This window comes from Pseudidiomarina sp. WS423 (assembly GCF_050750165.1).
GTDB lineage: Bacteria > Pseudomonadota > Gammaproteobacteria > Enterobacterales > Alteromonadaceae > Pseudidiomarina > Pseudidiomarina fusca.
Genome location: NZ_JBOJLN010000001.1, coordinates 539,547 through 564,270 on the forward strand (window position 1 = coordinate 539,547; position 24,724 = coordinate 564,270).

The 24,724-nt window shown below is 48.5% G+C and carries 21 protein-coding genes, 2 tRNA genes and 1 riboswitch; of the genes, 5 read left to right on the forward strand and 18 right to left on the reverse strand.

Features of this window, described 5'->3' with window-relative positions; translation table 11 throughout:
* Nucleotides 1-73: 73 nt before the first annotated feature.
* From ACQ661_RS02480 to dnaQ, 6 genes are all read right to left on the reverse strand, one after another.
* Nucleotides 74-1,282, reverse strand: a complete 1,209-nt coding sequence (locus ACQ661_RS02480) for an EAL and HDOD domain-containing protein (RefSeq protein ID WP_110075431.1) — start codon at nt 1,280-1,282, stop codon at nt 74-76.
* A 96-nt stretch (nt 1,283-1,378) separates the two neighbouring features.
* The gene (locus ACQ661_RS02485; RefSeq protein WP_369742482.1) at nt 1,379-3,556 is read right to left on the reverse strand and encodes a M3 family metallopeptidase; all 2,178 of its coding nucleotides are present in this window, start codon (nt 3,554-3,556) and stop codon (nt 1,379-1,381) included.
* A gap of 104 nt (nt 3,557-3,660) precedes the next feature.
* On the reverse strand, nt 3,661-4,008 hold the full coding sequence (locus ACQ661_RS02490; RefSeq protein WP_431667513.1) for a YkgJ family cysteine cluster protein: 348 nt from the start codon (nt 4,006-4,008) through the stop codon (nt 3,661-3,663).
* Between the two features lie 40 nt (nt 4,009-4,048).
* Nucleotides 4,049-4,125 (reverse strand) — tRNA-Asp (locus ACQ661_RS02495).
* Nucleotides 4,126-4,154: 29 nt separating this feature from the next.
* Nucleotides 4,155-4,231, reverse strand: a tRNA-Asp gene (locus ACQ661_RS02500).
* A 172-nt stretch (nt 4,232-4,403) separates the two neighbouring features.
* Entirely contained in the window at nt 4,404-5,087 is a 684-nt protein-coding gene (gene dnaQ, locus ACQ661_RS02505; RefSeq protein WP_431667514.1) for a DNA polymerase III subunit epsilon, read from the reverse strand.
* Between the two features lie 207 nt (nt 5,088-5,294).
* Between dnaQ and rnhA the strand changes: the two genes are divergently transcribed.
* Nucleotides 5,295-5,765 (forward strand): ribonuclease HI, encoded by a 471-nt coding sequence (gene rnhA, locus ACQ661_RS02510; protein ID WP_110075435.1) that lies wholly within the window; start codon nt 5,295-5,297, stop codon nt 5,763-5,765.
* Between the two features lie 215 nt (nt 5,766-5,980).
* Here rnhA and ACQ661_RS02515 read toward each other — a convergent pair whose 3' ends face one another.
* The 11 genes from ACQ661_RS02515 to ACQ661_RS02565 form a co-directional block, all read right to left on the reverse strand.
* Entirely contained in the window at nt 5,981-6,379 is a 399-nt protein-coding gene (locus ACQ661_RS02515) for a hypothetical protein (RefSeq protein WP_313932118.1), read from the reverse strand.
* 285 nt (nt 6,380-6,664) lie between these two features.
* Entirely contained in the window at nt 6,665-7,957 is a 1,293-nt protein-coding gene (locus tag ACQ661_RS02520) for a DEAD/DEAH box helicase (RefSeq protein ID WP_313932117.1), read from the reverse strand.
* 41 nt (nt 7,958-7,998) lie between these two features.
* Nucleotides 7,999-8,301, reverse strand: a complete 303-nt coding sequence (locus ACQ661_RS02525) for a DUF6172 family protein (RefSeq protein ID WP_431667517.1) — start codon at nt 8,299-8,301, stop codon at nt 7,999-8,001.
* Nucleotides 8,302-8,621: 320 nt separating this feature from the next.
* Nucleotides 8,622-11,741, reverse strand: coding sequence for an efflux RND transporter permease subunit (locus tag ACQ661_RS02530; RefSeq protein WP_008607707.1), 3,120 nt, complete (start codon nt 11,739-11,741; stop codon nt 8,622-8,624).
* A gap of 140 nt (nt 11,742-11,881) precedes the next feature.
* Entirely contained in the window at nt 11,882-12,862 is a 981-nt protein-coding gene (locus ACQ661_RS02535) for an efflux RND transporter periplasmic adaptor subunit (RefSeq protein ID WP_313932115.1), read from the reverse strand.
* The gene (locus ACQ661_RS02540; protein ID WP_008984037.1) at nt 12,859-14,193 is read right to left on the reverse strand and encodes a TolC family protein; all 1,335 of its coding nucleotides are present in this window, start codon (nt 14,191-14,193) and stop codon (nt 12,859-12,861) included. Before ACQ661_RS02540 ends, ACQ661_RS02535 begins: the two co-directional genes overlap by 4 nt.
* Before the next feature lie 44 nt (nt 14,194-14,237).
* Complete coding sequence (locus tag ACQ661_RS02545; protein ID WP_008984038.1) at nt 14,238-14,552, reverse strand: hypothetical protein; 315 nt, start codon at nt 14,550-14,552, stop codon at nt 14,238-14,240.
* A 78-nt stretch (nt 14,553-14,630) separates the two neighbouring features.
* Entirely contained in the window at nt 14,631-14,909 is a 279-nt protein-coding gene (locus ACQ661_RS02550; protein WP_008984039.1) for a metal/formaldehyde-sensitive transcriptional repressor, read from the reverse strand.
* Between the two features lie 84 nt (nt 14,910-14,993).
* Nucleotides 14,994-16,388: an ATP-binding protein gene (locus ACQ661_RS02555; RefSeq protein ID WP_008984040.1), complete on the reverse strand. Its 1,395-nt coding sequence runs from the start codon at nt 16,386-16,388 to the stop codon at nt 14,994-14,996.
* A complete protein-coding gene (locus ACQ661_RS02560; protein ID WP_431667519.1) occupies nt 16,378-17,046 on the reverse strand; it encodes a response regulator in 669 nt (222 codons plus the stop codon). Before ACQ661_RS02560 ends, ACQ661_RS02555 begins: the two co-directional genes overlap by 11 nt.
* Before the next feature lie 20 nt (nt 17,047-17,066).
* Complete coding sequence (locus tag ACQ661_RS02565) at nt 17,067-17,423, reverse strand: diacylglycerol kinase (RefSeq protein ID WP_008223741.1); 357 nt, start codon at nt 17,421-17,423, stop codon at nt 17,067-17,069.
* 109 nt (nt 17,424-17,532) lie between these two features.
* Between ACQ661_RS02565 and ACQ661_RS02570 the strand changes: the two genes are divergently transcribed.
* The 4 genes from ACQ661_RS02570 to ACQ661_RS02585 all read left to right on the forward strand — a co-directional run bounded on the left by ACQ661_RS02570 (nt 17,533) and on the right by ACQ661_RS02585 (nt 23,928).
* Nucleotides 17,533-19,521 carry an LTA synthase family protein gene (locus tag ACQ661_RS02570; protein WP_050979281.1) on the forward strand — a complete coding sequence of 663 codons (1,989 nt, stop codon included), beginning with the start codon at nt 17,533-17,535 and terminating at the stop codon, nt 19,519-19,521.
* A 115-nt stretch (nt 19,522-19,636) separates the two neighbouring features.
* Entirely contained in the window at nt 19,637-21,337 is a 1,701-nt protein-coding gene (locus ACQ661_RS02575; protein WP_008984043.1) for a phosphoethanolamine transferase, read from the forward strand.
* Nucleotides 21,338-21,419: 82 nt separating this feature from the next.
* Nucleotides 21,420-23,438, forward strand: a complete 2,019-nt coding sequence (locus tag ACQ661_RS02580) for a heavy metal translocating P-type ATPase (protein WP_313932114.1) — start codon at nt 21,420-21,422, stop codon at nt 23,436-23,438.
* 1 nt (nt 23,439) lies between these two features.
* On the forward strand, nt 23,440-23,928 hold the full coding sequence (locus tag ACQ661_RS02585) for a methyltransferase family protein (protein ID WP_008984045.1): 489 nt from the start codon (nt 23,440-23,442) through the stop codon (nt 23,926-23,928).
* A 12-nt stretch (nt 23,929-23,940) separates the two neighbouring features.
* Here ACQ661_RS02585 and ACQ661_RS02590 read toward each other — a convergent pair whose 3' ends face one another.
* Entirely contained in the window at nt 23,941-24,513 is a 573-nt protein-coding gene (locus ACQ661_RS02590) for a manganese efflux pump MntP (protein ID WP_008984046.1), read from the reverse strand.
* Between the two features lie 7 nt (nt 24,514-24,520).
* Nucleotides 24,521-24,695: riboswitch (yybP-ykoY riboswitch) on the reverse strand.
* Between the last annotated feature and the right edge of the window lie 29 nt (nt 24,696-24,724).

A 24,724-nucleotide genomic window follows, 5' to 3' on the forward strand; every position in this document is an offset into this window, starting at 1 on the left:
ATCAGGCGCCGTGCACTAGCGCCTGCATCTTATACAAGGGTCGTAACTGGTAGGGAATATTGCCAGTATAGAGTTATTGACTAGCTCCAACGTGGCTTAGCAGCTGTTCTACTAAGAAATGACATTGTTGATAAATTTCAAACAGTTGTTCTTGCCTTTGCAAAGGTCGTTTCATCGCTAGGTCGTACTCGAAGCGCTCTACTGCCGCCAGCACCACGCCTAACTCACCTTTGCCTTTTAGGACAGCATCGCGGACATTATCAGCAATATTAAGACCTTCAATAAACTGAGTTTTATCTAACCCTAATAGAATATCAGAACCAGACAGTAAACCAGCTAAAAAAGCAGGCCCAGAAAGTCGATTAAAAGGGTCTTTAGCACGAACTAACTCGCTACACATATAGGCCCGAGTCAATACTAATTTCGCTTGTTCAGGCGTATGTCCTTGCACGGATAAAATCAACAACACCCACTTTCGCAACGGCTCTAGACCCAAGAGCATGACGACTTCTTTAAGTGATTCAATTTTGCGAGTCAAACCATAATAAGGACTATTGGCGATTCGGAGCAAGTTAACGACCAACACCGGATCGGTTTGTAAGGCAGCCACGATCTCATAAAGCTCGGGTTCATCGACAAACAGCTGATTAATCAACAAGGTTAATTGCTGTGCTGCAGGCGAAGGCACTTTTGTGCCCTCAATCAGTTTGGGTCTAGCTAAGAAGTACCCCTGAAACAAATCAAAGCCAAGCTCACGATACTGATTAAGCGTAAGCTCATCTTCAATCCGCTCGGCTAGCCACAATACATCAAGATGCTGCAACTGCTGCAACCGTTGCTGCGCCAGCTCTAATCCTGTTCGCTCGATATCAACCTTGATGATTGCAGCAAATTCAAGCAGTGGATCCCAGCTTTGTTGAAATTCAAAATCATCCAAAGCAAACCGAAACCCTTTAGCGACCCAATTTTTTATTGCCTCAATAATTTCTGCTGTTGGCTCTAACCGTTCTACGAGTTCAATAATGACATGTTCTGGTGCAATCGGCAGAAATTGCCCAGAGAGCAGAAAATCCGTGGATACATTGATACAAACTGGTTGCTTGTGATGTTCTACATAGTCTAAGACGCCAGTACAAAGGTTAAATAACACCTCGCTGGTAGCCACACTGTCGCCAACTTCAAAAGCAGTAATGCCATGTTCGTGACGGTAAAGTAACTCATGCGCATAAACCTTGCCTTGGCGATCGTAGATAGGCTGAGAGGCGAACAAAACATCAGGCATTCAAAAACTCACTGTTACAAAATATTTACCTGCTTATATACCAAAAAAAAGAGGACAGAGCTAGCTCTGTCCTCTTTTATTGTACGAAATCAGCTATTAATCAATTTTCGGAGCAGTTAAGCCACGGCGTTGTAATAAGGCTTCAACGGTAGGCTCTTGACCACGGAAATCGATGTATTGCTGCATCGGCTCTTTGCTATTCCCTTTAGAAAGGATAGTGTCACGGAATGCTTGACCGTTTTCTAGGGTCAAACCACCGTTTTGCTGCATAAAGGCAAAGGCATCAGCGGCTAACACTTCAGACCACATATAAGCGTAGTAACCAGCTGAATAGCCACCGGCAAAAACGTGCGCAAAGAAAGTCGACTTATAACGCGGTGGTACTGCAGCTACTGCTACACCATTGCGTTCAAGCGCGGCTGCTTCAAACGCCGCCACATCGTCAATGCTGCTAGCAGCATCAGCTGATAGCGTGTGGTATTCCAAATCCAACAAGGCTGACGCAATATATTCTAAGGTGTCATAACCCATGTTGAAGTTTTTCGCAGCCAACACTTTATCAAGTAATTCAGCAGGAATCGGTTCACCGGTTTCGTAATGTTTAGCAAAGTTATTTAATACTTGCTCGTTCAACATCCAATCTTCTTGGAAAGTTGAAGGAAATTCAACGTAGTCACGTGATACTGACGTACCTGCCAACGATGGATACATGACATCAGAGAACATTCCGTGCAAAGCGTGTCCCATTTCGTGGAACATGGTGCTTACTTCGTCAAAACTCAACAGCGTTGGGCCTTCGGCTGCTTTTTTGATGTTCTGGTTATTTAAAATAACCGGCTTGCTATCTAATAGGTGTGACTGAGACACGAATGAGCTCATCCAAGCTCCGCCGCGCTTGCCATCACGAGTAAACCAGTCGCCATAGAACAGGCCTAACGTTTCACCATTAACGTCTTTAACCTCGTAAACCATGATGTCATCACCATAAGTTGGGATGTTATCTAGTTTTTCGAAAGTAATACCAAATAATTGATTCATAGCATAGAACACGCCATCTTCAACCACTCGATTAAACTCAAAGTATTGCTTCACTTCGTTAGCATCTAAAGCATATTTTTCTGCCCGAACTTTTTCGGCATAATATGCCCAATCCCATGGCTGCACTTCGAAATCGCCACCTTCTGCCTCAATCATCTCTTGAATTGCAGCTTGTTCAGCGGCCACGTTACTCACTACTGCTGGTACCAAATCACGTAACATAGCTTGTGCTGCTGCTGGCTTAGCGGCCATGCTAGTTTCTAATACGTAATCACCCCAAGTGTCGTAACCTAGTAGCTCAGCTTTTTGAGCACGTAGTTCAGCCAAGCGTTTTACTAAAGGACGGTTATCTGTCGCTGTGTTACCAGTACCACGATAAGCGGAAGCTTCCCAAATACGCTGACGTAGTTCACGATTCTCTAATGATGCCAACACTGGTTGACGGGTCGTGTTGGTAATCCGAATGGCATATTTACCTTCATGACCAGCAGCCGCAGCAGCGTCGGCCAGACTTTGAATCTCACTCTCGCTAAGTCCAGCTAATTCGTCAGCACTATCAACAACGATCAAGTTTTCGTTAGCTAGCGTCATCAGGTTACGCTGAAACTCTGTGGTTAATGAAGACATTTCAGAGTTAATTGCACGGATCTTGGTTTGCGCCTCAGCGTCTAGTTCAGCACCAGCACGAACGAAACCTTTGTACGTATCTTCAACCAAGCGCAACGCTTCGCCTTCTAGTTCAGCTCGGTTGTCGTACACTGCTTTAACCCGAGCAAACAAGGCTGGATTAAGCATAATATTGTCGCGATGCTGTGCCATTTTTGGTGCGAGCTCGCCTTGCAAAGCCCGAGTGTCATCGTTCCCATTCGATCCAGCAACGTTATAAAAAACTGAAGAAACTCGGCTTAATAAAGCACCTGCTTTTTCCATAGCTACGATGGTGTTTTCAAAAGTTGGTGCTGCGCTGTTGTTAGCAATAGCCTCAATTTCCTTACTATGCTCTGCCATACCAGCTTCAAATGCTGGTTGATAATGCTCAAAACGGATTTTGGTAAAATCTGGAGCCTGATATGGAAGTGTACTTGCAGCGTAGAATGGATTGCTTTGGCTTAGTGAACTAGCCGCAACCTGCTCAGTTTTAGCTGACTCAACGGTGGTTTGGCTAGCGTCTTTATCAGAACAAGCGGCAACTGAAATGGCCGCACCGATAGCAACAGCAATAAGGCTCTTGCGCATAATCTTATCTCCCTTGTGGTTAAATGCTTTAACCGTACTAATGTACCTGCCTAAGGAGTAAGGCTCAAGAGCTATTCGTGGCACAATCTTTGCGTTTTAACCTGTTAGGCTACTTCATGCACCGAAATGAGTGGTAACAGGCCATACTTCGCGCGGGCTTTATCACAGTGGGGATTACTACCGTCTATCGACATAGCAAATTCTCGACATGGACTGGGTCGATCAGGGTAAATGCTGCAGCTAACCTGCTCCCCGATAGCGCCAACTAAGGCAATACAACGAGGTTCACGTTGATTCGTGCCTTGCATGCAAAGAAGATGAGGATGAAAAGATTCGGTTAGTTCGCTTGGAACATGACCTTGGGGTGCGCCTGTTGCTTCGCCCCAATAAAAAGACACACGATAAGACGCGCAGCAAGCCCCACACGTCAAGCAGGCATCAGCCAAACTCATCGCACGACACTCCAAAAGAAAATAAGAAATTTGTCTGAAATGGCGGAGCGGACGGGACTCGAACCCGCGACCCCCGGCGTGACAGGCCGGTATTCTAACCAACTGAACTACCGCTCCGCAGCGGTATAAAACCAATTTCAGGAAAGTGGCGGAGCGGACGGGACTCGAACCCGCGACCCCCGGCGTGACAGGCCGGTATTCTAACCAACTGAACTACCGCTCCGCTTTCCTAACTCTGGGCAACCCGACTGGGTCCCCCTGAATGCGGAGCGAATATTACGAGTGCTGGAATGTTCCGTCAACCCTTTTTTTGTGTTTTTGAATCGTTTGCTTAAAAAAAATGCAAAAGCCGCAAAATTTGTTCAATTTACCCTACCACTTACTTCTGCTATGGCCTATTCTTGCCACAATGCGTCATTGATTAACACTAACCTTTGTTGATGAGCCCGTTGCTCTGCTGCTGATGCTTGCACTACCTTAAGTGCGGGTTTATTTAGCACTGGTGTCCAACCACTACTGAGTTCTCCGTTCGCTCGGTTACCGGGCAACTCTAATGCGGTTTGCCCACCCGTCATAAGCAAATACACATCCGCTAATAATTCAGCATCTAATAATGCGCCGTGAAAAGTCCGGTTTGAGTTATCTACCCCGTAGGCACGACATAAAGCATCTAGAGTGTGGCGTTGGCCAGGACGCATCTGTTGCGATAACTTGAGGGTATCGAGCACACTACAATAGTCGATAGTCTTCCCCGTGCCGTTGCGCAATAAAGCAAACTCATGATCCATAAAGCCCACATCGAAGGGGGCATTATGGATAACCAATTCTGCACCTTGGATGAAATCAATGAACTCTTCCGCAATTTGTGCAAAAACCGGTTTATCTTGTAAAAAATCATTGGTGATACCGTGTACATCAATCGCTTCTTGCTCAACTACCCGCTGCGGATTGATATAGACATGAAAGGTACGCCCCGTTAGCTTGCGCTTGATGACTTCAACGGCGCCAATTTCTATAATTCGGTGGCCTTCTTCTGGGCGTAACCCAGTAGTTTCTGTATCTAAAACGATTTGCCGCATAAGAGTTTGTGCTTCTTTCCAAATTAAATTGATATCACTTGCCCAGTGATAAACCTGACGTTTACCTGTGGAAGACTGCTAGCAATCCTGCACACCAACAATAATCGTTAGAGTTTAACAACTGTATACTGACTTTGCTATGACGCATTTATTTGTCAGGTCTGCTAAACTGCGCCTTAAATCATTACTTAGAGATAACGTTTTAGCATGCAAACAGTGCATATATATACGGATGGCTCCTGCTTAGGTAACCCTGGCCCTGGCGGTTATGGCGTGGTTATTGAATACGGTAAACATCGCAAAGAGTTTGCTGCTGGATTTCGGTTAACCACGAACAATAGAATGGAAATGTTAGCCGCGATTATCGGCTTAGACGCGTTAAAGCGACCGTGCGATGTGGTACTAACCACGGATAGCCAATACCTTAAACAAGGCATTGAAGAGTGGATTCACAAGTGGAAAAACAATGGGTGGCGAACCGCCAATCGCAAACCCGTCAAAAACGCTGATTTATGGCGTTTAATAGATGCTGCGGCAGCTCGCCATAACGTGCGCTGGGACTGGGTTAAGGGCCACGCTGGTCATCCACAAAATGAACGCTGTGATGAATTAGCGCGCACTGCCGCAAGTGGTAGCGATTTAGCTGTTGATGAGGGTTTCGAAACAATTCAAATTTGAGTCAACTGACCTGTATTTAGGTTTACTGACTTTCTGCGCTTTGAGTTCAAAAACGTTTAGCTGCGAAAAAAACCACGGTCGACAGCGCTATTAATACAAATAGTGCCAGTGTGGATGTCAGAGTCAGTACCATTGCCAAAGCTCTCCGCTAGATATTGCACGGTTTAAATTAAAAGTGAGTGAACCTTGCCGTTAACTGAACTGTGTTTTGTCTTTTAGCCTGAGTGACCATAAGCGCCCTGCATCCCTGTGGCAGCACAGGCTTGCTTGCTCAGGGCGACAGATAACAGCGACAAAACAGCGGTAGTAAACGAAAAGCGGTTGGCAGGGAGGCAGGAATACGTTGGGCCGACCCTGGCGTGCCGGCTGTTATCAGGGCGTCCGGCATAGTGGTAATACACCCTAAGATGGCGGACGCGGGAGATAAAACAGCGCAGCAAATAAAGAGGTTGAGACTGAGGCAAGAGCTTGGCAGATAACATAAGGACGGGCGTTTTACAGACACGGCGTTGCGAAACCAGACAGAGGATTCCGGCCAGCATAATACCGACGAAAATGATGACGTTACCGGTGAAACGGGCAGCGCGGACCGCGATGTTTAACATCGGATGCATTGCAATTACCTTATATAACCAGAGCGGTGTAGTCTTTGCTCAGAACAGCGCGCGTATTCTAACCCTTAGCGGTAGGAAGTAAAGCGCTAAGCGTTATTCATCGTGATTTTTATGCCATTCCCCGCACACTGACCAGGCCGCACTATTGAGTGTAACTGCTTGTAATAACGGCATTCTGGCGTAAGTGCTGCAGATTTAAGCTATCGACTAAAGTCGCACGGTGCGCCAGCGCAGAACCGCCATTCACGATAACGGTTTGCGCTGCGTGCTGTGAATGTATTGAGCTTAGCTGCGGCGGGCTTTACCAGGTTTTACCGCTGCGCTGCCGGCTGGCTTTTTTGCTTTTGCTTTCGGGGTGGCAACATCAATCTGGGTCGCGCTGGCTTTATTGGCGCGGGTGCCAAGCACTTTACGCGAAATGCTTTTTAACAAGCTGCCGCGGTTGCTGACTTCAAAGCCGGGTTTCACCACCCGCGCAATAGTACTGCCAATCAGCTTTTGAATGCGCTCCAGGCTCTGCTCTTCTTCACGGCTGACAAAGGAGATCGCCTGCCCCTTGGCGCCAGCGCGCCCGGTGCGACCTATGCGGTGGACATAGTCTTCCGGTAAATACGGCAAGTTAAAGTTCACCACATAATCCAGCCCCTGGATATCCAGACCCCGGGCGGCAACTTCAGTAGCAATCAGTACCTGCAGTTTGGCTGATTTAAAATCGGCCAGTGCGCGGCGACGACTGCCCTGGCTTTTATCGGCATGACAAACCGCAGCATTGACTTTAGCTTTTTGCAGATCGGCGAGTAACCGATCGGCCTGCTCTTTGGTACTGGTAAAAACCAGCACCTGAAACCAGTTGTGCTCAGCTAACAGTTGCTCAAATAACTCGATTTTGCGACTTTCCTCTACCGGATACACCACATGCTCCACCGTGTCGGCAGTGCTGTTGGTTTTCGCTACCCGGATTTGCTGATGATTTTTCAAAATCTTGTGAGACAGTTCATTCACTGCCGGCGACGTGGTCGCAGAAAACAGCAGTGTTTGCCGGCTGGCTGCGGTCATCTCCACTAACTTCAGCACATCAGTACTAAAGCCCATATCAAGCATACGATCAGCCTCATCCAGCACCACAAAAGCAACGTCACTTAAGATCACGTTACCCAGCGCCATATGCTCAATTAAGCGGCCCGGCGTACTGACCACGATATCAACGCCGGCCTGTAATTTACTGGCCTGCCCGCCCATTTTAACGCCGCCATAAATCGCAGTGACGCTAAGGGGCAAAAATTGGGCATAGGCACTAATCGCATTGGCAATCTGCTCGGCAAGCTCCCGGGTTGGCGTTAAAATTAACGCCCGGGGCCGCCGCTCAACCACGGCTTGCGGCGTATCTACCAAGCGTTGTAATAATGGAATAGCAAAGGCCGCGGTTTTACCGGTTCCGGTTTGCGCAGTAACCTGTAAATCTTTGCCGCGCCGCGCCGGCACTATCGCCTGCGCCTGCACTGGCGTAAGCTCACTAAAACCACATGCTGTTAAGCCACGCAGTAAGTCTGGTGCCAAATTTAAAGCTGAAAATTGCATAAGAATTCCTCTGCAGCCTGGCTGCAGTTTAAAAGTGAAGCTTACTCAAGATCGCTATCCGGGCGCGGCTTGTGATTACAGGCACGGGCCAGAATTTCGATATAAAACTGTGGCCACTGCTGCGCAGCCGCTGCATCGATATGTTGGTTGATTTCTGAGGTGAACATTGGCTTTGCTTCCGCCTCTGAGGCGCCAAAGCGGCAATCAAAGGTCCAATAGTCTTTACCGGCCTGCACCGCTTTGCGCCGTTCACGGGCCAGATATTTGCGAATTTCGTGTTTAATAGCGTCAACTAAACGCGCCGGTTGCAGCTTGGGGTGAGTTAAGGCAAAGGTTTTTTTCATCACAGATCCTACAGGTGGGCGCTGAACAAAGACGGCAGACGCGCAAATAAAGGCGTATTCTACCTGTAAGTGTAGAAGATAGCCGCCAAAACCTGAGATAAATAACTTATCTCAGGTTTTGCTGTGCAAAATCAGCACTGTTTTAACCCGATTTTATTGCGGTAGCGCCGCCAACACGCCCTAGACAAACGCGATAAAACTCTCCCGCTCTGGCAGAGGCAGAACACTTTACCTTTTACGGTTGTAGCATGCGCGGGATAACCGATAGGGTCATCCCGCGGTAACGCTTGCCACATTATTGAATTGAGGATGACAACGATCTAATCAGCTAACCTTTGGTCATTCTGATGCAGCCAGTGGTATAACGCCGGCAGTACTACTAATGTCAGCAAAGTAGCCGAGATAATACCGCCAATCACTACTGTTGCCAGCGGGCGCTGTACTTCTGCCCCGGTGCCGGTATTCAACGCCATTGGCACAAACCCCAGGCTGGCCACCAGCGCTGTCATCAATACCGGACGTAACCGGATCAACGCGCCTTCAACCACGGCATACAGTAAATCGCCTTTTTCCTGCCATAGCTGGCGCATAAACGATACCATTACCAGACCGTTCAGCACCGCGACACCAGACAAGGCAATAAAGCCGACACCGGCTGAAATAGACAGCGGCATATCGCGCAGCCACAGTGCCAGTACGCCCCCCGTCAGTGCCAGTGGCACACCGGTAAAGATAATCAGTGCATCTTTGAGCGAATTAAACGCCATCACCAACAAGGCGATAATCAGCAATAAGGTCACCGGCACTACGATTGCCAGCCGTTTACTGGCCGACTCCAATTGCTCAAAAGTACCGCCATAATCCAGCCAGTAACCGGCTGGCAGAGTGACGTCGGCACTAATCCGCTGTTTCAGTTCGGCAACAAAGCTACCCAGATCGCGCTCGCGCACATTAGCCGATACCACAATACGGCGCTTACCATTTTCGCGGCTGATTTGTGCCGGTGCCGGTTGAATATCCAGCGTAGCAATTTCATTTAGCGGTACATAGCCTCCATCCGGCGTTGGAATAGGCAGCCATGACAGGCTATCAATATCACTGCGGATTTGCTCCGGTAAACGAACTATTAGCTGAAACCGGCGATCACCTTCATAGATTAGCCCCGCCTCTTCGCCACCAATCGACATGGCGATGATATCCTGAAACTGGCTGACTGTTAGTCCGTAACGGGATAAAGCCGTTAGCTTTGGCATTACCGACAGTACCGGTAAACCGGATACCTGTTCTGTTTTCACATCTGCCGCGCCGCTAATACTGTTGGCAACCTGCTCAATGCTGTTTGCTACGCTTAACAGCACATCCAGGTCATCACCAAACACTTTAATGCCCACATCCGAACGCACACCAGAAATCAGCTCGTTAAAACGCATCTGAATCGGCTGGGTAAACTCGTAGTTATTACCAGGCAGTTGTTCCAGTGCCTGTTCCATTTCAGCTACCAGCGCCGCTTTGGTTTTACGCGGATCCGGCCATTCGCTGCGCGGTTTTAAAATAACAAAGTTGTCTGCAACGTTCGGCGGCATCGGATCAGTTGCTACTTCCGGCGTACCAATTTTGGCAAAAACCTTATCAACTTCAGGAAATTGCTTAATCCGCTGCTCCAGTACTTCCTGCATTGCAACTGACTGCTCCAGCCCGGTACCGGTTACCCGCATCGCATGCAAGGCAATATCGCCTTCATCCAATTGTGGGATAAATTCCGATCCCAGCGTGGTGGCAAGCCATAAACAAACCGCGACCAGCAGCGTTGCCAAACCAGCAACCAGCAAACGCAGCTTGATTACGGCATGCAACACCGGACGATACAGTGATTTTGCAGCCACAATAACCCGGCTTTCCTGTTCGTTGATTTTACCGCTCATAAACACGGCAACGGCGGCAGGAACCACAGTCAGTGACAGCACCATAGCGGCCAGTAATGCCATTACTACTGTAGCGGCCATTGGGTGAAACATTTTGCCTTCAACGCCGGTCAGGGCAAAAATCGGGATATACACTACCGTGATAATCGCTACCCCAAACAAACTGGGTTTAATCACTTCGGTCGTTGCAGCAAACACCACGTTTAAGCGTTCGCGCAGTGCCAGCAAGCCACCATTTTGGTGTTGTGCCATTCCTAAGCGCCGGATACAGTTTTCGACAATAATCACCGCACCATCGACAATCAGGCCAAAATCCAGCGCTCCCAGGCTCATCAAGTTAGCTGATACGCCTTGCTGTACCATACCGGTAATGGTGGCCAACATTGCCAGCGGGATTACGGCGGCGGTAATCAGTGCCGCGCGGATATTCCCCAGCAGCACAAACAGCACCACAATGACCAGTAATGCCCCTTCCAGCAGATTTTTTTGCACAGTCGCAATGGTTTTATCTACCAGCGTGGTACGGTCATATACCGCTTCAACAATCACATTTTCTGGCAGGGAAGCTTTTATCTCTTCCAGCTTTTGAGCAGCATCGCGGGCAACGGTCCGCGAGTTTTCACCCAGCAGCATCATCACCGTACCCATTACGGTTTCGTGGCCGTCACGGGTGGCGGCACCGGTACGTAACTCTTTACCAAGCCCTACTTCTGCCACATCTTTTATCCGGATAGGTACTGAGCCATTTAGCGCTACCACCACATTTTCAATACTGCTGATAGTACTGAGCTGGCTGGGCGAACGCACCAGTAATTGCTGGCCATTACGCTCAATATAACCTGCCCCACGGTTAGCATTATTGCTAAGCAGCGCCTCTGACAGTTGCGGCAATGTCACACCCATGGCCAGCATTTTTGCCGGATCAGGCATCACGTGGTACTGTTTGTCATAACCACCGATGGTATTAACCTCAACCACACCGGGCACTTGCGCCAGTTGCGGTTTGATAATCCAGTCCTGTACTTCACGCAAATACATGGCATCAAGCGGTTTGCCATTTGCATCAGTAGCGCCGGGTTTAACATCGACGGTATAAACAAATATTTCACCCAGGCCAGTAGCAATGGGTCCCATTTGTGGTTCCAGTCCGGCAGGCAGTGCATTCTTGATACTGCCAAGCCGCTCATTAAGCAGGTTACGGGCAAAATAAATGTCGGTGCCTTCTTCAAACACCACCGTAACCTGTGACAGCCCGTAACGTGACAACGAACGGGTATATTTTAGTTTTGGCAAGCCATAAAGCGCCGTTTCCACCACAAAGGTAATCCGTTGCTCGGCTTCCAAAGGTGAATAGCCAGGCGCTTCAGTGTTAATTTGTACCTGTACGTTGGTAATATCAGGTACTGCATCGATAGGTAATCGCTGGTAACTCCACAGCCCGGCGCCAATCAGTAACAAGATCAGGCCCAGCATCAGATACCGTCGCTCAATTGAGAAACGAACGATAGCTTCAATCATGTTTATCTCCTTTTCATCTGCCTGAGCGAGCAAAGGTTACGCAAGGCAAGAACGGGCGAAGCAGCGCAGTTTACATGCGGTAAATGAGCATGCTGAGCCGGTTTTTAACGCCGCAGAACCAAAGCGCAGCCAGGCAAATTTTAGTGTTCGTGAGCTGCGCCGGCTTTTTCGATCTCAGCCTTAATCAGATAACTATTTACCACCACATACTCTTCAGCAGCATGTAGACCAGACAGCACTTCAGTAAAGCGCCCATCGGTGCGGCCTAGCTGCAGTGGCCGCGGTTCATAGCGGTTGCCTTCGCGCACAAACACCACCGGCTTACCTCCCAGATCCTGTAAGGCCGTGTTATCTATCACCAGAGAAACAGCTATGATTTCAGCATCCACCAGCGCACTGACCCGCTCTCCGGCAGAAAAACGGCCGTTGCTGTTATCTAGTTCAACCCGCGCCAATACATAAGGCTGGCCGGAGGCCGGCAAAATATGGGTGATCTGACTATCAACCCTGCCACCGCGAGCTTCGATATGCACCGGCAAACCCGTTTTTATCTCATCCATTGCGGCCGGGAATACTTTCAGCTCAGCCCACAGTATGCTGCTGTCTGCCAGTGAAAATAACGTTTCACCGGCTGTGTATTCGCCCTGACTGGCATATTGCTGTAATAACACCCCCGCTATCGGCGCGGTAACCGGATAAGTGCGCAGGCTGTCATTGGATTCCACCAGCGCCAGCACCTCACCTTTTTTCACTGTGTCGCCAACTGCAGGCTTTATCTGGGTAATCATGCCAGGAAAACGGGCTCGCACCTGTGCCTGACGGTTAGGTGGGATGACAAGCTCACCGTATAACGGAATATGGCGTTCAATGGTGCCAGCACCTGCCGTCGCCACTTCAATCCCTACCCTTTTTGCCATGTCGGCATCAATCGTTGCGGCTTCATCGTGATCATCATCATGGTCGCTGCCATGATCGTGCCCGCTATCATCATGGGCATGAGCGCTGTTTGTTTGTGCCGTTTTCGGTTTTTCATCATGGCTATGGCCCGGCCCGGCCTGAGCAGGTGCAACAGCCATACCCTGAGCGATCAGTAATGCAAGGAATAACGCGGAATATTTCATTTGGAAGATCCTGATTCAGTAGTGATAAGCTGAGTGGGTGTCTTTATCGCCAGAGGTGATGCCGCAAGCGCAACACCGGCAAGCTGTTCAATCAGTACCTGATTGCTCAGTGCGGTACTGGCAGCATTAACCAACTCAAGCTGAGCGTCCTGTAGTGCCTGACGAGCAGAAATCCACTCTGCATAGCCATAACGGCCACGGCGGTATGCGTCTTCAGTTTGTTGTAGTGCCTGCTCCAACACCGGCAGAATATCGCGCTGCATATCTTTCACAGCCATACTGCTGTAACGGTGAGTTTGCCAGGCCTGATACAAGCGGGCGCGTAAATCCAGCAAGGCAGTTTCTTTTTCAAACTGTTCCGCTTGAGACTCTGCCTGCGCCGCAGTTATCGCACCCTGATTACGCTGTTTACTAAACAAAGGCACTGACACGCCGGCAACCAAACCAAAATCCCGGCTTTCTTGTGAACGCATGGCTCCAATCTGCCAGCGTACATCACCCGCCGACTGACTTTGCGCCAGTGTCAGCTCAGCATCACGCAAGCGTTGCCGGGCTGCAAAAACCTCCACAGTGGGGGTTGCCAGCACTTGTTGATAAAGTGTTTGAAAGGAGGGGCTTTGCGCCAGCTGAAATAAATCACCACTAACCTGATTAAAATCGGCTTGTTCCGCCCCCCATAAACTGACCAGCGCCAACTTGCTGCTATCCAGCTCGGTTTGCAGTAAGCCATGCTGCAACTGTGCTTGCTTAAAAGCCACTTTCGCCCTTAGTTGCTCGGCCTCCGGTGCTGCACCACGCTGCACCCGCTGCGTCACCAGCGTTAAAGCCTGCTCAGTCATACTGACGGTTTGTGCCGCCAGCGCCGTTTTTTGCTGCAATGTCAGCACAGTTACAAAACGCTGGGTCAGCTCGCCCAGTAAATCCAGGCTCGCGGCCTGGCGCTGCGCCAGCAATAATCCCTGACTTGCACTGGACACCGCCATCCGGGCCTGGCGCTTATCGCCAAGCTCAATAACGGAAGACAACGACACCGTAACTTCGAGGCTTTTAACACCCGACATATCACCAGTGCCAAAGGCATTATCGGCCTGCACGCCGAGTTCATAGCCTGGCGTTAGCTCTGCCAATTGCTGCTGACCCGCCGCTGCTTTTAAGCGCCAATCAAATACGTGTAGCTGTGGATGTTGTTGTAACACCCGCTTTGCTGCCTGTTGCAGCGTTAACTCTGCTGTTGCAGGTTCAGCGGCATTTACTGTCAGGCTCAGCAGCACACTGCCAGCAGCCAATAAACCTAACGCTGCAAAGCGTTTGCAATTCATTTTTAAGAACATAGCAAAATCCTGTTATAGGTAATGTAAAAACCAAAAAAACAGAATCAGCTGATGGGTGGGCGGTAAATGCTTCGTTTAGGGGAAGAGGGTAGATAATTTAAGTAAGACACCAGCAATTCATTACCAATTACCGGCAAAGCCGGAGCTGGTTTAAACAAGCCAATATGTGCGGCATGGCAATGACTACAATGGTCGCAACCTGCATGAAGTGAGGCATCAGTTAATGATGATTGTTCTGCGGCTACAACCGTACTGGTGTCAGACCATGATATTTGATGATGAATATCATCAGCAGAATGTTCAACAGCGAAAGCGCTGGAAACTACGCATAACAATTGCACCACCAGCAGTAATGCCATCAACATTCTGCTTAGTGGTGTTTTAGTCAGTGCGTAGTTGCTTATCAAAATAATGACCGCCTTACTAATTTAACGAAGTTAGCTTTTAAGGTACGAGCGCAATACGCTAATAACCTGTTCTACATCCGCGTCGCGCTGTAAAGGCTCCAGGTTATCGCCTGCCAGATGATCACGAATATGGTGTTCCAGTATCTCAGTCATCAGGCCATTTATAGCACCTCGCACCGCAGCAATTTGCTGTAGTACTTTACTACAATCACCTTCGGCCAGCAGCTGTTTTTCCAGCCCTTCAACCTGACCTTTAATCCGCCGTACCCGCGTCAGTAACTTGGGTTTATTGGTAATTGAATGAGTCATACCGTACTCCGTAACTATACTCCCCTATAGTATAGTCAGTTTTAATCTTTCTCAAGTCTGTAGCTATAAAAGCTGTCTCTTATTTTATGTTGTTTGTGGCAAAAAGAGCTCTGTTACAAAACGCCCGGTTATGTCTTGTGAAAAAACTAACTTTCCGCCGTGTAAGTTAACAATTTTGCGGGTAATCGATAATCCAAGGCCAGCTCCTGCAACATCCTGATGACCATAACTCCGGAAAAAGCGCTCTCCCAATCGGGCTAGCTCAAGCGTAATATCACCATTAATTGCATTACTCACACTTATCACTACAGCGTGCTGTTCTATACGCGCCTTGATACTGACCTCACTTTGAGCAGGTGCATACTTAGCCGCATTGTCCAGTAAATTACGCAATGCAGCATGAAATAATGCAGGATCGACACGAACCTGTAGCTGCTTTGGTATATCGACCACCCAAATTACGCGATCAATTAGCGGCAAATCAACCGACGCCAAAGCATCTTCTGTTAGCCTAAGAAGCTGAATTTCCTGATATTGCAGTACAATATTATGCTCCAGTTTTTCTGTTTCCATTAACTGCTTAACCAGGTGTGCCAGACGGCGTGTACTTTTTCCAATGGCTTGTATCGCTGTACGTTGCTCTTGGCTATCGGTCGCTTTTTCCAGATTATCGGTATGCACTTGTAAAACACTAAGCGGGGTTCTTAATTCATGAGATACATCCGCAATAAACATTTTTTCTTTTTTAAGATAAGCTTTTAACTCAGCCATTAGTTTATTCACAGCGTCCTTGAATGGCTTTAACTCTCGCGGCAACGGCATCTCAATAGGTTGTAATTCAGTAGGGTTGGTTTCTGCCAGCTTTTTCGATAATTCCCGCACCGGCTTCGTGCCCCATTCCACAGCAAGCCAAACCAGTAATATTATTGGCAATATCGCTATCCCCAGCGGTAACAACTGATTCAGTGTTAAATGCCAGCTTAACTCGTCCCGAACATCTTCCCGTTGCGCAGTAAAGATCCAGGCTTTTTCATCAGGCACATATAAGCTAAAGCCAATCCACAGGTATTGATTATGCCGGATCTCGTGAAAACCTGACTGTTTGGGCAACAATGGCGTTTTGCCGACATTACCGGAACGGATTAACAGTTGACCATTTTCATGCCAGACCTGAACTGCAATTTTGCTTTCGTACTTATGCCCCTCGGAATACCGTTCTTCTGCAGAAGTACGCTCTATGCCATCGTCCAGCAAAAATGGCATTTCAATGGCGTGATCACTATCTGCAGTCAGGGGAGTATTGGGCTCTACCAGTAAATGACGAACTAACCGTGCATATTGTGCCAACTGAGCATCAAATAACTCGTCAATTTCATGATGAACATTAAACCATGTGTTCAGGCTGGTAATCAGTAACATTAACAGGATAACCGCATTAACACTGAGCAACAGCATCCGGCGAATACTGTTAATTTTCACGATGACTCACCAGCATATAACCGACTCCTCTGACCGTTTTTATCAGCGATGCTGTAGTTTTTTTACGGATATTATGAATATGCACCTCTATGGAGTTACTTTCTGTTTCGCCTGTCCAGCCCGAACTGAGTTCATCCAGATACTGTCTACTCAGAATTTTATCCGGATTTAACATAAACTCTTTCAGGATCAAAAACTCACGTGAAGTCAGTACTATATCCCGCCCCTGATAGCGGCAAAGATGCTGCTGCATATTCATTTCTACTTCCTGACAAGTCAGGATGTCCTGCTGTCGTTGCTGATAACGCCGCAGTAATACTCTTAAACGGGCTTCAATTTCTCTGCTATCGCAGGGTTTCAGCACATAATCATCAGCGCCGGCATTTAATGCCTCAACCTTGGTTTCAAGATGATCCCATGCCGTCAGCACCAGAATAGGTGTTGTAACCTTTTTAGCCCGTAAGGTTTTAATTACATGTAATGCCAACCCGTCTGGCAACCCCAGATCCAGAATAATCACATCAAACCCGCTACTGGTTGCTGCCACTATGGCTTGCGAACCGGTAATACAGTGTTCTGTCCGGTAATGCATACGTGATAATGCAGTAATTAACCCCTGCGCAAGCAGGCTATCATCTTCAACCAGTAACAATCTCATAAAGGCTTTTTCCAGCTAGCTTAGAGTAAAATACATAACCAGACGGCGGCACTGGCAACGAGCGTTATTAATACAGCTGCCGACCCAATATCTTTCGCTTTACCGCTTAGCTCGTGATATTCACTGCCAATGCGATCCACCACCACTTCAATGCCGGTATTTAATAGCTCCACGATCAGAATCAGTAATGCACTCAATAACAATAGCGCACGCTCGGCCGCAGATACATCAACCCACAAGGCTACAGGTAGCAATACCAGTAATAAGATAATTTCCTGCCGTATTGCCGCTTCTGATCTCCAGCTACTGGCCAGCCCTTGCCACGAATTGACTCCGGCCAGCATGATCCGTTTAACCCCTTTAGCCTCTGATTTCATATACCCCCCTATGATTGGAGATAACAGTATAAAAGCACAGTCTTAAGAAAGTCTTAAGCATTGTTCGTTAGCCTTGCAGCCACTCTATCTGGCAGTACGGCGAGCCTCTATGACTAAAGTTTCTGCAGTAAAATTCCCGGTATTACGACAAATAACATGCGGTCCCTACACCTACTTACTACGTATGATTCTTATCGGGTTGGTACTATTAAGTGCGGCCCGGCTTGGTCTGGTGCTATGGCTATATGACAGGGTAGCACCTACAGACCAATTGGGCATGATATTCCTGCAGGGGATTCGGGCCGACCTGATTCTACTTTGTATCTGGTCTGCAATACCCGTTCTGTTATCGCTGTGCTGGGCGCGTCCCGGATTACAGCACAGCTGGTTTCGTTTTAGCTATTGGTGGTGCCTGACGGGTTTAATCCTTATTGCATTTATCGAACTATCCACCCCTGCCTTTATTCAGCAATACGATATACGGCCAAACCGCTTGTACATTGAGTATCTGAAATACCCGAAAGAAGTTTTCTCTACCTTATGGCATGGCTTCCGATTGCCACTGGTGGCAGGAACCGTGTTAACTGTCGCAGCCGCTCTACTGCTGCACCGGGCGCTAAGGCTACCGAAGCACACATTGCAAGTATGGCCACTGCGCCAGCATTTACTACTGTGGCCCCTGGTGGTTTTTATGGTATTTGCCGGCATCCGTTCCACTACAGCACACCGCCCTGCTAACCCGGCGCTGTTTGCAATTACCTCTGATGCTATGGTGAATTCTCTCGTCATCAACTCGGGCTATTCGGTTTTATTTGCCTTGTATAACCTCAAACATGAAGCCCGTTCCAGCGAAATATACGGTAAACTGCCAGAGACACAAATGCTGAATTTAAGCCTTAACTGGCCCTGGCTGCAGCAATATGATTTTAATAATGCAGAATACCCAACCTTACACTGGCAACAAGCCGTAAAACAGCGTAATAAACCGCTGAACATAGTAATAGTGTTGATGGAAAGCCAGGGCGCCACCTTTGTTGAATCACTTGGCGGCGCACCGGTCACTCCAGAGCTGGAACAGCTGAAACAGCAAGGCATCTGGTTTGACAATCTGTATGCTACCGGTACTCGCTCAGTACGCGGTATTGAAGCGGTTGTTGCCGGCTTTATGCCGACACCGGCCCAAAGCACGGTAAAGCTGTCAAACAGTCAGCAAGGTTTTACCACTCTGGCATCCATCTTAAAAAAACAGGGCTACCACACTCAGTTTATTTATGGTGGCGAAGCACACTTTGATAATATGCGTAGCTTTTTTACCGGCAATGGTTTTCAGGAGATTGTGGATTTACCTAAAATCAGTAATCCGGTGCTGGTAGGTAGTTGGGGAGCCAGCGATGAAGACTTGTTCAGAACTGCACATCAGCAGTTATTGGCCCTGCATCAACAGCAGCAACCGTTTTTCAGCCTGATATTTTCCTCTAGCAATCATGAACCTTTCGAATTCCCGGACGGCCGGATTTCACTATACCAAGAGCCTAAAAATACGGCTTACAATGCAGTGAAATATGCAGACTGGTCAATGGGCCGCTTTTTTGAGCAAGCAATGAAAAGCCCTTATTGGCAGGATACGCTGTTTCTGGTAGTAGCAGATCATGATAACAGGGTATATGGCAGTAACCTGATCCCGGTGGAAAAGTTTCGCATTCCAGGACTAATTCTGGGCGCAGACACTCAGCCTGAAATACTCACAACCTTAAGTAGTCAGATTGATCTGGCTCCCACTCTGCTTAGCATGGCTGGGATATCGTCCTGTCACCCGATGACGGGACGTGATCTGTTGCTGGACAGTACCAGTTCTGGGCGGGCTCTGATACAGTTTGACAATCTGTTTGCCCTGATGACAGAGGATAAACTTACTATTCTGAAACCCGATGGTAAGGCGGTTAGTGCCAACTATAATCGTGAACACCAGCAATTAACGCTCTCTGAAGAAGCGGTAAGCCCCTTGCAACAACAGCAGGCTTTAGCACAGGTACAACTTCCTTCTTACCTGTATCGTGAACGTAAATACAACGATGATATCCCTTGTGAAAGCCCTTAAAGGGCTTTCTGCTATAGGTAGCAGCAATAGTTTGTTAAGGATCCACAGGAATTTAAGCATTTCTTAAGCACCGCCCCATAAGCTGCGTTGCATATCAGTAGATTATGGAAAGCTTATGTCAGACCTAACGCCCACCGCACATTTGCAAACAGTACCCCTGCCCCGGCAAACCATAGCATTTAACCATAGCTCGCCACTATGGCATCCGCTCTGGTTTGCTTTTGTCGGCGCTTTGGCAATGACCCTACTACTGAACACGCCCTTTTTCGATGCCATACAAGCCAGGGCAGCAGGCCAGTATTCATTACAACTCAGCCTTGTATCATTATTATTTTTACTGAATTTTCTGTTACTCACCTTGTTCAGCTTCCGGCCTGTACAAAAGCCGGTATTTTTATTGCTCTTTCTGCTGGGCTCAACCGCACTGTATTTTAATACCAGTTACGGTGTCGTCATTGATAAAAGTATGCTGCAAAATGCACTGGAAACCGATCCGGCTGAAGCACAAGGGTTGTTGTCTGGCGGGATGTTGTGGCAATTGACCAAGCTGATGCTGTTTCCATTGCTGGCGGTTACCGTTATCCGAACCAAAATGGTGCGCAGCAAACGCTTTTTACTGCACTGGCTGGCGGCAATACTGCTGATTATACTAACGCTGCTCAGTATTGTTACAATCAATTACTCACAGTTAGCGCCTTTTTTTCGCAACTTCCGCGAAGTACGTTATCTGGCACTGCCCGTCAGCACCCTGTCAGCCACAGTATCGTTGGCCAATAACATCCGTAAAACGGCATTTCCGGTCAGTTTTAATCAGCTTGGTCTCGATGCCAAACAGCTACCTGCGGCAACGTCCTCGACAAAACCCAAGCTGATTGTTTTGGTGGTCGGAGAAACAGCCAGGGCCGATCACTTTGGGCTAAATGGTTATGTCAGAAATACCACCCCGCTGCTCAGTGCACTGCCTGTATATAGCTTTAAACAAGCGTCATCATGCGGTACGGCTACGGCTCACTCTTTACCTTGTATGTTTTCGGCTCTGTCGCGTACCGACTATATAGAAAGCACTGCCAAAAACAGCAGTAATGTTCTGGATATACTGCAACACGCCGGTGTTGAAGTGTCTTGGCTTGATAATAACTCAGGCTGCAAAGGCGTGTGCAACCGTGTACCGTCAGAGTTTTTATTTGAGCAACAAAATCACTCCAGCTGTGACAAAGGCCAGTGTCTGGACAGTGTACTCACCGAGCGGCTACCGGTTTACCTTAGCAAGGCTAATACCGCCACAAAAGACCGCCTGATCGTGCTTCATCAACTGGGCAGTCATGGCCCGGAGTATTACCGGCGCAGTGCAATAACCGACAAAGCTTTTGTGCCGGAATGTCAAAACAAGCAACTACCGTTGTGTTCACAGCAAGATGTGATCAATGCGTATGATAACAGCATTATTGCAACCGACCAGTTGCTGGCTACCGTTATCAAGCAGTTGTCAGCGGCCAAGGACTATCAAACCGCCATGCTATATGTTTCAGATCATGGGGAATCTCTGGGCGAAAATGGCATTTACCTGCATGGGCTACCGTACTGGATGGCTCCCACAGCTCAGACACATATACCACTGCTATGGTGGATGTCCGAAAACTACATCACAGGTCAAAAGGTAAACACCTCATGTATACAGCAGCAGACAGAACAGAAAGCCAGCCACGACAACCTTTTTCATACCCTGCTGGCAATATTTAACGTACAAACCACGATGCGAGAAACACAACTTGAATTGTTTAGCCAGTGCCAGAATGATCTATCAGCGTATAAATAAAATCTGCTCAGCAATTGATCCTGCTCAAAACAGCAACTACTATACTGGGGTATAGTATAAAGGTGAGATATAAGGAGCCGATATGAGCGATAAACATAAAGATCACTCTCATTCTGAGACAGAACCCCATTCACATGCCGGTTTTTTAGGCGCCAATACAGAGCTTTTGTTCGCACTTGCCAGTGGTTTTATGCTGGCGGCTGGTTTTATTATCGGTAAAGTGTCAGCAAGTACGCCTGCCTGGCTACCTTTTATCTGTTACCTTAGCGCCTATTTTTTCGGTGGCTTTTTTACCCTGCGTGAAGCCATTGAAAACCTTCGCCATAAACGTTTTGAAATTGACACCTTGATGCTGGTTGCGGCGGCTGGTGCGGCTGCTTTGGGTGCCTGGGCTGAAGGTGCCTTGTTATTGTTCTTGTTTAGTCTGGGACATGCGCTGGAACACTACGCCATGGGCAGAGCTAAACGGGCTATCGAAGCACTGGCGGAGCTGGCCCCTAAAACAGCGATGGTTCGCCGTAATGAGCAACTGCTGGTAATTCCGGTAGAAACATTGGAAGTGGGCGATATTGTGGTCGTTCGCCCCAACGAACGCCTGCCTGCAGACGGTTTTCTGATTAAAGGCACCAGCAGCATTAACCAGGCGCCGGTTACCGGGGAAAGTATTCCGGTTGATAAACACCCGGTTGATGATCCGGAGTTTGCCCGCAAGCGCCCGGATTCTATAGAAGCTGCCAGCAAAGTGTTCGCCGGAACCATAAATGGTGGCGGAGCCATTGAGATAGAAGTGACCAGCCGCTCCAGCGATTCCGCTCTGGCCCGTGCGGTCAAGATGGTGAGCGAAGCAGAGATACGCAAGTCCCCTACTCAACGCTTTACCGATAAATTCGAGCGTATTTTTGTGCCCGCCGTACTGGGACTGGTCGTGATATTGCTGTTTGCCTGGGTCGTTATTGACGAGCCTTTCCGCGATAGTTTTTACCGTGCCATGGCGGTACTGGTTGCCGCCAGCCCCTGTGCACTGGCCATTGCCACCCCCAGTGCCGTATTATCCGGTATTGCCAGAGCTGCCCGTGGCGGCGTATTAATTAAAGGCGGCGCACCATTGGAAGAGCTGGGCGCACTAACCGCCATGGCGTTTGATAAAACCGGCACGCTGACTGAAGGCCGCCCGCATATTACCGATATTGTTGTGGCACAAGGTGTATCAGAAGAAGAACTGCTGCGTGTAGCCGTTGCAGTAGAAGCACTGAGTGACCACCCGCTGGCCGCAGCAATCACCCGTGATGGCCGCAAACGGCTGGCCGGTAAAGAACCAGCCCAGGCAGAAAACCTGCAAAGCTATGCCGGTTTGGGAGTAAGTGCACAACTGGATGGAAAAACGGTCTGGATTGGCAAAGCCAAGATGTTTGGTAATGAAGAAACCGGTCAAGCTATCGCGCCACTAAACCCGCAGACAACAGAAGCCATCAATGATTTGCGCAACAGTGGCCGTACTGTTATGGCAATACGCCACGGAGAGCGCGATTTAGGCGCTATTGGCCTGATGGATACCCCCCGCCCTGCCGCTAAAGCTGCGTTAGCGACCTTACGGCAGCTGGGTATCTCAAGAATGATTATGATCTCCGGTGATAACCAGCAGGTTGCAGAAGCTGTGGCAAAAGAAGTTGGCCTGGATGAAGCCTGGGGCGATTTAATGCCACAGGATAAAGTCACTGCTATCCGTAAATTACGCGAAACAACCCAGGTTGCGATGGTGGGTGATGGTGTTAATGATGCACCGGCTATGGCGAATGCCAGTGTCGGCATTGCCATGGGCGCAGCCGGCTCTGATGTTGCACTGGAAACCGCAGATGTTGCCCTGATGGCAGACGACCTGCGCCATCTGCCTTTTGCGGTAGATTTAAGCCGTCGTACCCGCCGCATTATTCTGCAGAATGTATTTGTCAGCCTTGGTATCGTAGCATTACTGGTGCCAGCAACCATAATGGGGCTGGGCATCGGTGCTGCGGTGGCTGTACATGAAGGTTCAACACTGATTGTGGTATTTAACGCCCTGCGTCTGCTGGCTTATACTCCAGCCAAAAACATAGCGGAATAACATGACTCAATATAAAAAACGATGGCATTCCTGCTCTCAGCAACTGGCTCTGAAAGTGCCGCCAGTTGCCCTAACCTTGCTGATTGCCGGTATGATGTGGGCCGTTCCTGCCGGAATGTATCTTCCTGGCATAGCGCTATCTTTTTTGCTCACAACCATACTGGCACTGCTTGGTATCATAATCTGCTTGGCAGGTGTTCTGGCTTTCCGGCTGGCCAGAACTACTGTCGATCCGACAGATCCGGCAAAAGCCAGTTCATTGGTTGTCACAGGGATTTATCACTATACCCGTAACCCTATGTACTTAGGTTTTCTGTTACTGTTGCTGGCCTGGGCATTTTTCCTGGGTAAGTTATCTGCCTTTGCCTGTATTCCGGTATTCATCTGGTATCTGACAATGTTTCAGATTAAACCTGAAGAAGAAATATTAACAACTCAGTTTGGTAGTGAATACACCCGCTATACAGCCAGTGTGCGCCGCTGGCTGTAACAGCATGACTGGCTACGATACTGCGTTCAAATGTTCATAAAGGATAGTCGTGCCGACTAAGACAAGAATGATGCCTCCGGCAATTTCGGCACGCTTTCCTATTAACGATCCAAGAACTCTTCCGGCCATAATGCCTATCGTAACCATCACAAAGGTACAAAATCCGATTACCCCTGCAATGATGAAAATGTTTACCTCGATAAAAGCAAGGCCGACACCTACCGCCATAGCATCAATACTGGTTGCAAGTCCTGTCAGCAGAATAGGTAGTAATCCCTTTTTCTCCATGCTTTCTGCTTCAGCGGTGTCATCAGCCTTAAGGGCCTTATAAATCATATGAACACCAAGAGCAGACAACAATCCAAAGGCAATCCAGTGGTCGATATTTTCAATAATGCTGGAAGCTGCAGAGCCGAGCAGCCATCCGATAACAGGAGTTATGGCTTCAACTACACCAAAGATCAAACCGATACGCAGAGCTTCTGAAAGTCGTGGTTTAAGCATTCCCGCACCTTTACCCAAAGCAGCGGCAAAAGCATCGGTAGACATGGCAAGGCCAAGTAAAAGAATTGAAACAGGATTCATGGAAGTTACTCCGGCCGATAAGACATACAACGAACAGCCCATGCGTCCGGCCTTGACGGCGCGGGTTGCCCGTTGGTCTCGCCTACCAATTCGGTTGCCTGCACCACGGTAATACCGAGTATGTTGATACAGGCGCTTTCAACACAACGTTCGAAAGCCGGCTACTCCCCAAAGATAAGCTGCAGATTCTACCCAAGAATATAGCATGTGT